This is a genomic window from Kocuria sp. CCUG 69068 (assembly GCF_020833785.1).
In the GTDB taxonomy this organism is placed as follows: Bacteria; Actinomycetota; Actinomycetes; order Actinomycetales; family Micrococcaceae; genus Kocuria; species Kocuria rosea.
The window spans coordinates 1-9,460 of the sequence record NZ_PDDL01000123.1; the positions used below are offsets into that span (position 1 = coordinate 1).

11 protein-coding genes and 1 pseudogene are annotated in these 9,460 nt (G+C 73.0%); 6 read left to right on the forward strand and 6 right to left on the reverse strand.

Features of this window, described 5'->3' with window-relative positions; all coding sequences use genetic code 11:
- Positions 1 to 8: 8 nt before the first annotated feature.
- A complete protein-coding gene (dapD, locus tag CRM73_RS16575) occupies positions 9 to 974 on the reverse strand; it encodes a 2,3,4,5-tetrahydropyridine-2,6-dicarboxylate N-succinyltransferase (protein WP_031282996.1) in 966 nt (321 codons plus the stop codon).
- 51 nt (positions 975 to 1,025) lie between these two features.
- Between dapD and dapE the strand changes: the two genes are divergently transcribed.
- Positions 1,026 to 2,135 (forward strand): succinyl-diaminopimelate desuccinylase, encoded by a 1,110-nt coding sequence (gene dapE, locus CRM73_RS16580; RefSeq protein WP_229588561.1) that lies wholly within the window; start codon positions 1,026 to 1,028, stop codon positions 2,133 to 2,135.
- A 6-nt stretch (positions 2,136 to 2,141) separates the two neighbouring features.
- On the opposite strand, the gene CRM73_RS16585 is transcribed toward dapE, so the two are convergent.
- The 4 genes from CRM73_RS16585 to CRM73_RS16600 all read right to left on the reverse strand — a co-directional run bounded on the left by CRM73_RS16585 (position 2,142) and on the right by CRM73_RS16600 (position 5,471).
- On the reverse strand, positions 2,142 to 3,014 hold the full coding sequence (locus tag CRM73_RS16585) for an amino acid ABC transporter permease (protein ID WP_017833409.1): 873 nt from the start codon (positions 3,012 to 3,014) through the stop codon (positions 2,142 to 2,144).
- A complete protein-coding gene (locus CRM73_RS16590) occupies positions 3,014 to 3,700 on the reverse strand; it encodes an amino acid ABC transporter permease (protein WP_017833410.1) in 687 nt (228 codons plus the stop codon). Before CRM73_RS16590 ends, CRM73_RS16585 begins: the two co-directional genes overlap by 1 nt.
- A 134-nt stretch (positions 3,701 to 3,834) precedes the next feature.
- Positions 3,835 to 4,689, reverse strand: coding sequence for a glutamate ABC transporter substrate-binding protein (locus CRM73_RS16595; protein ID WP_017833411.1), 855 nt, complete (start codon positions 4,687 to 4,689; stop codon positions 3,835 to 3,837).
- Positions 4,690 to 4,742: 53 nt separating this feature from the next.
- The gene (locus CRM73_RS16600) at positions 4,743 to 5,471 is read right to left on the reverse strand and encodes an amino acid ABC transporter ATP-binding protein (RefSeq protein ID WP_031282997.1); all 729 of its coding nucleotides are present in this window, start codon (positions 5,469 to 5,471) and stop codon (positions 4,743 to 4,745) included.
- A gap of 188 nt (positions 5,472 to 5,659) precedes the next feature.
- Here CRM73_RS16600 and CRM73_RS16605 point away from each other — a divergent pair, with 188 nt between their 5' ends.
- The 3 genes from CRM73_RS16605 to CRM73_RS16615 all read left to right on the forward strand — a co-directional run bounded on the left by CRM73_RS16605 (position 5,660) and on the right by CRM73_RS16615 (position 7,478).
- Positions 5,660 to 5,968, forward strand: coding sequence for a DivIVA domain-containing protein (locus CRM73_RS16605; RefSeq protein WP_035927412.1), 309 nt, complete (start codon positions 5,660 to 5,662; stop codon positions 5,966 to 5,968).
- A complete protein-coding gene (locus tag CRM73_RS16610) occupies positions 5,965 to 7,188 on the forward strand; it encodes a hypothetical protein (protein WP_229588563.1) in 1,224 nt (407 codons plus the stop codon). Before CRM73_RS16605 ends, CRM73_RS16610 begins: the two co-directional genes overlap by 4 nt.
- Positions 7,189 to 7,310: 122 nt before the next feature.
- The gene (locus tag CRM73_RS16615) at positions 7,311 to 7,478 is read left to right on the forward strand and encodes a DUF3117 domain-containing protein (RefSeq protein ID WP_017833415.1); all 168 of its coding nucleotides are present in this window, start codon (positions 7,311 to 7,313) and stop codon (positions 7,476 to 7,478) included.
- 8 nt (positions 7,479 to 7,486) lie between these two features.
- Here CRM73_RS16615 and CRM73_RS16620 read toward each other — a convergent pair.
- A pseudogene (locus tag CRM73_RS16620) lies at positions 7,487 to 8,113 on the reverse strand (O-methyltransferase); the annotation flags it as partial.
- A gap of 247 nt (positions 8,114 to 8,360) precedes the next feature.
- Between CRM73_RS16620 and CRM73_RS16625 the strand changes: the two are divergent.
- The gene (locus tag CRM73_RS16625) at positions 8,361 to 9,032 is read left to right on the forward strand and encodes a hypothetical protein (protein WP_017833418.1); all 672 of its coding nucleotides are present in this window, start codon (positions 8,361 to 8,363) and stop codon (positions 9,030 to 9,032) included.
- A 37-nt stretch (positions 9,033 to 9,069) separates the two neighbouring features.
- Positions 9,070 to 9,423, forward strand: a complete 354-nt coding sequence (locus CRM73_RS16630) for a hypothetical protein (protein WP_017833419.1) — start codon at positions 9,070 to 9,072, stop codon at positions 9,421 to 9,423.
- The last annotated feature ends 37 nt before the right edge of the window (positions 9,424 to 9,460 follow it).

Here is a 9,460-nt window from a genome sequence, read left to right on the forward strand (position 1 = left end):
CGACGCGCTCAGTTGGCGTGCAGCGCCGCGTTGAGCTCCACGGTCCCGCCGGCGCGGGGCAGCACCTCGACGGCGCCGGTGAGGGAGTTGCGGCGGAACAGCAGGTTGGACAGGCCCGAGAGCTCCGAGGCCTTGGCCGTGGACCGCTCGCCGTCGGAGTGCACGCTCACCCGGGTGCCGGCGGTGACGTAGAGGCCGGCCTCGACCACGCAGTCGTCGCCGAGGGAGATGCCGACACCGGAGTTGGCGCCGAGCAGCACGCGCTCGCCCACGGTGATCCGCTCCTTGCCGCCGCCGGAGAGGGTGCCCATGATGGAGGCGCCGCCGCCCACGTCCGTGGCGTCGCCCACGACCACGCCGGCGCTGATCCTGCCCTCGACCATGGACTGGCCCAGGGTGCCGGCGTTGAAGTTGACGAAGCCCTCGTGCATCACCGTGGTGCCCTCGGCGAGGTGGGCGCCGAGCCGGATCCGGCTGGCGTCGCCGATCCGCACGCCCGCGGGGACCACGTAGTCCACCATTCGCGGGAACTTGTCCACGCTGTGCACGGTCACGTGCCCGCCGGAGGCCTTCATCCGGAGCAGCGCGAAGGTCAGCTCCTCGGCGAGCACGGGCCCGCGGTCCGTCCAGGCGACGTTGGCGAGCAGGCCGAACACGCCGTCGAGGTTCAGGGTGTTGGGGCGCACGAGGCGGTGGGAGAGCAGGTGCAGGCGCAGGTAGGCGTCCGCGGCGTCGGCGGGCGCGGCGTCGAGGTCGATCGAGGTCTCGACGATCTCGCTGCGGACGTTGCGGTCGGGGTCGGCGGTGGCCGCGAGCCGCAGGTCCGCGTCGAGGGAGGTGTCGACCGCGTCGGAGAGGGACGGGGCGGGGTACCAGACGTCGAGGACGGTGCCCTCCTTGGGGCCCGAGGCCACGACGGTGGCCAGGCCGAGTCCGGAGGCGGGACGAGAGGTGGAAGAAGTCATGGCCTCCATCCTACGGGGGACGCCGGGACGGGGCCGACGGGCGGCTGCGGCCTCCCCGTTATGCTGGCAGCCATGATCGCACCGGAGCTGGACCTCGCCGCGGACCCCGCCGACCTGACGGCCGCCCTCATCGACATCGCGTCCGTCTCGGGCTCGGAGGGCCCCCTGGCCGACGCCGTCGAGGCCGCGCTGCGCCGGCTCCCGCACCTCACCGTGCACCGGGACGGGGACGCCGTGGTGGCGCGCACCGACCTCGGCCGCGCCGAGCGGGTGGTGCTCGCCGGCCACCTCGACACCGTGCCCCTGCCGACCACGCCCGGCGCCCGGGGGACCGTGCCCGCCACGTGGACGGGGGCCGACGGCGACCGGGTGCTCTACGGCCGGGGCGCCACCGACATGAAGGGCGGCGTGGCCGTCCAGCTCGTCCTGGCCGCGGCCCTGACGGCGCCGAACCGGGACATCACCTACGTCTTCTACGACCACGAGGAGGTCGACGCCGACGCGAGCGGGCTGGGCCGGCTCCAGCGCCACGCCCCCGAGCTGCTCGAGGCGGACTTCGCGGTGCTGCTCGAGCCCACCGACGGGACCGTGGAGGGCGGGTGCAACGGCACGATGCGCTTCCGCATCACCACCGCCGGCCGTGCCGCCCACTCGGGGCGGTCCTGGATCGGGGAGAACGCGATCCACAAGCAGGCCGACGTCCTCGCCCGTCTGGCGGCCTACGAGCCGCGGACCGTGGCGGTGGAGGGGCTCGAGTACCGCGAGGGGCTCAACGCGATCCGGATCGGCGGCGGCGTGGCCGGCAACGTGGTCCCGGACACCGCCCACGTGGAGATCAACTACCGCTTCGCCCCGGACAAGAGCCCCGAGGACGCCGTGGCGCACGTGCGGGAGGTGTTCGCCGGCTACGAGATCGAGCTCACGGACCTCTCCCCGGCGGCGCGCCCCGGCCTGGACCGTCCCGCGGCCGCCGCGTTCGTGGCCGCGGTGGGCCAGGAGCCCAAGCCCAAGTACGGCTGGACGGACGTGGCCCGCTTCTCGCAGATGGGCGTGCCCGCCGTGAACTTCGGCCCCGGCGACGCCCTGCTGGCCCACACGGACGACGAGCACGTGAGTGCCGACGCGGTCCGGGAGTGCTGCCGGGCCCTGGCCGCGTGGCTCACGGCCTGAGCGGCGTCAGACGGTCGTCTCCTCGGCGGCCATGGGCCCCTCGGCCGGCTTGGTCCGGCCCGCGGTGCGGAAGCTGAGGAACCGCGACAGCCACGCGGCCAGCAGGGTCAGCAGGTAGTTGATGAGCACGAAGACCAGCGCCACCACGAACAGCGTCTGCAGGATGTTGCCGTCCCCGGAGCCCAGGCGCCGGGCGCTCGCGAGCAGCTCCGGGTAGGTGATGATGTAGCCCAGCGCGGTGTCCTTGAGGATCACCACGAACTGGCTGACCATCGAGGGCAGCATCGCGGTGAGGGCCTGGGGGAGCTCGATCATCCGCAGGGACCGGGAGGGCGTGAGCCCGATGACCAGGCCCGCCTCGCGCTGGCCCTTGGGCAGCTGGTGCACGCCGGAGCGGATGAGCTCGGCGATGACCGACCCGTTGTAGAACATCAGGCCCAGCACCACGGCCCAGAACGGCACGTTGGCGGGCTCGACCAGGCCGGCGCGGCCGATGCCCAGGTAGAAGAAGATCATCATCACCAGCACGGGCACGGCCCGGAAGAACTCGACCACCACGGTGCAGACGAAGCGCACCGGGGCCAGCTGGGAGAGCCGGCCGAGACCGAAGACCAGGCCGAAGGCGATCGAGAGGGCCACCGCCAACAGCGCGGCCCGCAGGGTCTCCCACAGCCCCGGGAGCAGGAAGTTCTCCCAGGCCCGGGCGGTGAGCAGCGGGGTCCACCGGTCGGCGTCCAGCTGGCCCTGCTCGGCGAGCGCGCCGAGCACGACCCAGGCGAGCGCGGCGATCAGCAGGACTCCCGCCACGTTGAAGAGCAGCGTGAGCCGGCGGGCACGCGGCCCCTGCACGTCGAAGAGGACGTTCTGGGTCTTGGCCATCAGCGCTTCACCGCCAGCTTCCGGGAGGCCCAGGTGGTCAGCAGGCCCACCGGGACGACGATCAGGACGAAGCCGAGCGCCACCACCAGGAAGATCGCGATGATCACGTCCGGGCGGAACTCGATCATGGTCTTCATGAGGGAGGAGATCTCGGTGACCGACGCGGCCGCGGCCACCGTCGTGTTCTTCGTCAGGGCGATCAGGGTGTTGCCGAGCGGGGTGATCGCCCCGCGCAGCGCCTGCGGGAAGACGATCAGCCGGGCCGCGGGCAGGAAGCTCAGCCCGATGGCCCGGGCCGCCTCGGCCTGCCCGGCCGGCACCGTGTTGACGCCGGAGCGGATGGCCTCGCAGACGAAGGCCGCGTGGTAGAGGCTCAGGCCGATCACGGCGTAGAGGAAGAAGTTCCGGTTGAAGTCCGAGGAGAGGTTGATGCCGAGCTGGCTCCACACGCCCAGGACCAGGAACACGAGGATGATCGTCAGCGGCGTGTTGCGGAACAGGTTCACGTACGTGGTGCCGAGCAGCCGCAGGGACGCGATGGGTGAGATGCGCATCAGGGCGATCAGGGCGCCGAGGACCGCCGAGCCGATCGCGGCCCAGAAGGTCAGCTGCAGGTTGACCCAGAACGCGCCCGGCACGTCGTACTGGGCGAACAGACTGGCGAAGTCGGTCAGATAGTCGTTCACGGGAGCTCCCGGGGATCGGGCAGGTCCTGGGTCACGGAAGGCCCCTTCGTCGCGGATCGGTCGGCGTGCTGCGCGGTCGCGGTCCCGTGGCCGGCCGGTCGCCGGCCGGCCACGGGGTGCTCACGCGTCCGGGGTCACTCGCCGCAGGGCTCGGGCTCCGGCGGGTTGAGCTCGGCGTTGTAGGTGTAGTCGGCGCCCTCGGTGTTGGCCGTGACGGCCTCCTCCCAGGCGCCCTCGTCGATCATCTTGGTGATGGCCTCGTTGACGGCCTCGCACTGGTCGGAGCCATCGGGCAGGCCCACGCCGTAGCGCTCCTCGGAGAAGGTGTTGCCGACCACCTTGAACTTGCCCTGGTTGGCGTCGGTCGAGGCGAGGCCGGCGAGGATGATGTCGTCGGTGGTCACGGCGTCCACCTGGCCGGACTCGAGCGCCGTGAGGCAGTCGGCGTAGCCGGGCTGCTCGACGAGGTTGGCGCCGGGCTGGTCGTCCTTGACCTTCTGCGCGGAGGTCGATCCGGTCACCGAGCACAGGTTCTTGCCCTCGAGGTCGTCGGGGCCGGCGATCGAGGAGTCGTCGGTGCGCACCAGCAGGTCCTGGCCGGCCACGAAGTAGGGGCCGGCGAAGTCCACGGTCTGGTCGCGCTCCTCGGTGATCGAGTAGGTCGCGAAGATCATGTCCACCTGGTCGTTGGAGAGCATGTTCTCGCGGTTGGCGGAGGGGGACTCGACCCACTCGATCTGGTCCTCGGAGTAGCCGAGCTCGGTGGCGACGTACTTCGCGACGTCGACGTCGAAGCCGGTGTACTCGCTGCCGTCTCGGTAGCCGAGGCCGGGCTGGTCGAACTTGATGCCGATCCGCACGGACTCGCCCGAGCCGCCGCCCTCGCCGCCTGCACCGGACCCGCCGTCGTCGCCACCTCCGCACGCGGTGAGGGTCAGGGCCGCGGCCGCGGCCATCGCGGCCAGTCCGAGGGGCTTGCTGCTGCGCATGGTGTGCTCCTTGCTGTGGAGGTGGTGGCGTGGGTCGGAGGGTCGGGGGACGGTCAGTGGCCGAGGATCTTGCCGAGGAAGTCCTGGGCGCGCTCGGAGCGGGGGTTCGTGAAGAACTCCTCGGGGGTGTTCTCCTCGACGATCATGCCGTCGGCCATGAACACCACGCGGTCGGCGGCCTTGCGGGCGAAGCCCATCTCGTGGGTGACCACGATCATCGTCATGCCCTGCTTCGCGAGGGCGACCATGGTGTCGAGGACCTCGTTGATCATCTCGGGGTCCAGCGCGGAGGTGGGCTCGTCGAAGAGCATCACCTTCGGCTCCATGGCCAGGGCCCGGGCGATGGCGACGCGCTGCTGCTGGCCGCCGGAGAGCTGCGCGGGCAGCTTCTCGGCCTGGTTGTCGACGCCCACGCGGGTCAGCAGCTCCATGGCCTGCTTCTTCGCCTCGGCCGCCGACCTGCCCCGCACCTTGACGGGCCCCAGGGTCACGTTCTGCAGGACCGACTTGTGGGCGAAGAGGTTGAAGGACTGGAAGACCATGCCGACGTCGGCGCGCAGCTTCGCGAGGGCCTTGCCCTCCTCGGGCAGCCGCTTCCCGTCGATCAGGATCTCGCCGTCGTCGATGCTCTCGAGCCGGTTGATGGCCCGGCACAGGGTGGACTTGCCGGAGCCGGAGGGGCCGATCACGACCACCACCTCGCCGCGCTTCACCTCCAGGTTGATGTCCCGGAGCACGTGCAGGTCCCCGAAGTGCTTGTTGACGTGCGTCATGCGGACCAGGGCCTCGGCCGTCCCCGCGGTGGAGGAGGCCGGAGCGGCGGCCGGCGGAGTGGCGTGTGACATACCGGAAAGATATCCCAGATTCGTTCCGTGTGATGCCGAACACGTTGCAATCGTGTTAATTGCTTACCCGTCCGTAGAAATGTTGCGGCGCCCCGTCCCGCCCGGCGGCGCATAGCCTGGAGGGCATGACCGAGATCCTCGTGGTGCTGTCCGGGCTCGTGCTGCTGCTCACGGTCGTGGGCGTCGTGGTCCTCGGCCGCGACCGCCTCGCCGAGCGGGTCGTGCCCGCCCGGGACGGGATCGCCGTGGCGCGCGCCCCCGGGGCGCCGCTCGTGCTGCCCGAGCACCCGACGGCGGAGGACGTGGAGCGGATCGCGTTCTCCGTCCGGCGCCGCGGCTACGACCCCGCGGAGGTCCACGCCGTGCTGGCCCACCTCGCGGACCGGCTGCCGCCGCCGGAGGACCCGCCGTCCCGCCCGGTGCCGGGGGCGTGAGCGGCCGGACGGCCGTGGCCCTCAGGACGGCCGTGGCCCTCCGGTGGACCCGGACCCCCTGGTGGGCACAGGCCCTGCTGGTCTGGGCGGCCTCCCGGCTCTGGGCCTGGGCCGTGTTCACCACAGTGGGCCGGCAGCAGGGTCCCGGTCCGTGGGGGGACGGCGCCCTGGGCTACCTCGAGTTCACCGGGACCTGGGACTCGGACTGGTACGAGCGCATCGCCCGGGAGGGCTATCCCGCGTCCCTGCCCCGGGACGCGGCCGGGCAGGTGCAGGAGAACGCCTGGGCGTTCTACCCGGTCTTCCCGATGGTCGTGCGGGCGGTCTCGGCGGTCACCGGCGCCGGGTGGGACGCGGCCGCGTCGGCCGTGTCCCTGGCCGCGAGCCTGGGCGCCGTCCTGCTCGTCCACCGGCTGTTCCTCCGGCTCGCCCCTCCGGCCACCGCCCTGTGGGGTGTCGCGTTCGTCGCGTTCAGCCCGGTCGCCCCGGTGCTGCAGGTCCCCTACGCCGAGTCGCTGCACCTGCTGCTGCTCGCGGGCGCCCTGCTGCTGGTGGCCCGGGGGAACCACCTGGCGGCCGCCCCCGTAATGCTCCTAATGTGCCTGACGCGCCCGGCGGGGGTCCCCTTCGCGGCGGCCCTGGGGATCACGTGGCTTGTGCGCTCCGTGCGCCGGCACCGGGCCGGGGAGCTGCGCCGCGCGGCGGACGCCGTCGACGGGCTGCTCGGCCTCGCGGTCCTGGCGTGCGGCGCGGCCCTCGCCTGGCCGGCGATCGCGTGGGCCGTCACGGGCGAGCCGACCGCGTACACCGACACCGAGACGGCGTGGCGGGGCGGGGGAGGGCTGGAGCCGGTGGTGCCCTGGTTCGACGCCGCCGCCGGGCTGTTCGGCCCCGTGCTCGGGCTCGCCGCGCCCGTGCTGCTGGTCGCGGGCGGGACGGTGCTGCTGCGCACCCGCGTGGTGCGGGAGCGGCTGGACCTGCTCACGCGCGTGTGGCTGGCGAGCTACGCCGTGTACCTGCTCCTCTTCCTGCACCCCCAGAGCAGCACCTTCCGGCTGCTGCTGCCGCTGTTCCCCCTCGCCCTGCCGCTGGCCGCGGTCTCGGACTCGCGCGCCTACCGGGTGGCCTGCGTGGTGTTCGGCGCGCTGCTCCAGCTCGTCTGGGTCGGCTGGCTGTGGCACTGGAAGCAGCTGCCCGGGGGCGGGGACTACCCGCCCTGATCCCGTCCGCACCCCGCGCCGGGCACGCCGACGCGGACCCCCGGGCGCCGGGGTGGTCCGGGTCCACGGTTGCGGCTCGGATAGGATGGGAGCCACACCAATCGAGGAAGAGGAGTTCCCACATGGCGGCCATGAAGCCGAGAACCGGTGACGGACCGATGGAGGTCACCAAGGAGGGGCGGAGCCTGATCATGCGGGTGCCGCTCGAGGGCGGCGGACGGCTGGTGGTCGAGCTGAAGCCGGCCGAGGCCGCGGAGCTCAAGGAGTGCCTGGCCGGCGTCACCGAGTGACCACCGGCGCGGACGGCCAGCAGCAGCCCGGAGCCGGTCGTCAACAGGGCGGTGCTGAAGCGCTCGTCCTCCCGGAACAGCCGGTGCACGGCCCGCATCGTCCGGGTGTTCTCCTCGCGGTTGGCCGGCTGCGCCACCTTGTCCTGGGACAGGGCGTCGTTGACCACGAGCATCCCGCCCGGGCGCAGCAGCCGGACGGCCTCCTCGGCGTAGTCGAGGGTCCCCTCGGGGTCGGCGTCGAGGAACACGAGGTCGTAGGCGCCGGCGCTCAACCGTGGCATCACGAGGGACGCGCGGCCGGGGATCGTGCGGGTCCGGCTCGTCGGGATCCCGGCCTCCCGGAACGTGTCGCGGGCCGCGCGCAGCGCCCGGATGTCGGTGTCGATCGTGGTCAGCACGGACGTGCCGGGCAGACCGCGCAGCAGGGCGAGACCGGACACCCCGGCCCCCGTGCCCACCTCGACCACGGTGGCGGGCCGGGCCGCCGCGGCGAGCACGGTCAGGGCGGCGGCCGTCCCCGGGGTCACCGGGGGGATGCGCAGGGCGAGGGACCGCTCCCGGGCGCGGTAGGCGAGCTCGTCCTCGGCGGCGAACGCCTCGGCGTACGACCAGCTCGTCGTCTTGTCCGCGCCCATGGTCCGCCCTTCGTCGCTGTAGTGGATGCGCGCCATCCTACCGGCTGGGCCCGTCCGTCCGGCCACCGTCCAGTCGGCATCCAGCTTCCCGGTCGATCATGGAGACGATCACGACGTCTTCCACGGACCTGTTCGCGGGCCTCCTCACGGAGCGGTCCGTGCACCCGCTCCCGACGCCGACCGCGGCACGGGACCGGGCACGGGCCCACCCGGAGCCCGCCGCCCGACCACCGCACGAGGAGGACCGATGCCCCGCCCGGACCGCACCGCGCCGGCCCGCCCCAGCAGCGCGGTGCCCGTGGCCGCGGCCACCGTGAGCGCGGTGCTCACCCTCGTCCTGGGCTCCGGCTACGCGGTCGGGCGCACGGTCGTGATGCAGTCCGCGCACAGCGCCGAGGAGCGGGTGCCGGTCTCGGCGTGGCACGGCACGCACGGGGTGCTGCACGCGGACGAGGTGTCCGCGGACCTGCTGCGCACGGAGGGCTGGACGCTGCCCACCCTGGCCGCGGACGGCTACCGGGTGGGCTCGATGACCCGCGGAACCCTGTCCGGGCACCCGGTCGTGGCCGTCAGGCTGCACCGCGGCGAGGACGAGGTCGTCGTGGTGGAGCAGCGCGGGGGGGTCGACCGCGAGAACCCCATGGACGGACTGACCGGGCTGCCCGTGAGCGCCGAGGGCCTCGAGCGCGTCGCCGTGGAGGGCGTGCCGCTGTGGGTGGACGCCGGGCCGCCGTGGCGGGCGGTGCTCGTCGGGGACGAGGTCGTCTACACCGTCTCGGGGGACTCCGGACCGTCCGCGATGGCCCACACCGTGGGCCTCGTCGTGGCCGACGAGCGGGGGCGCGTGGTGGAGCCGTCCCCGGGGGACCCCGGCGTCGTCGAGACGGTGCTGGTCGGCCTGCGCGAGATCTTCGGCTGACCGGCTGCAGGCTCCCGGACTGGTAAAATCACTTCCTGTGCTCGGCATCAACGGCGGCGAAGCGATCATCCTGGTGCTCCTGGCCCTGTTCATCATCGGGCCGGAGCGGCTGCCGGAGTACGCGGAGAAGCTCAAGGAGCTGGTCAAGGCCGCCAAGCGCTACGCGACCGGCGCCACCGAGGAGCTCAAGGAGACCCTCGGGCCGGAGATCGCCGACGTCGACTGGCGCAGGCTCGACCCCCGCCAGTACGACCCCCGCACCATCGTGCGCCAGGCCCTCCTGGAGGACGACGAGCCGGCGGCGCCCGCCGCACCCCGGCCGCGCCCCGGCCCGGTGCTGACCCGCCTGGCCCCCGGCGAACGGGCCCCCTTCGACACCGAGGCCACCTGAGCCGGCCCCCGCACACGCCGAGCGCGGGGCCGGCGGT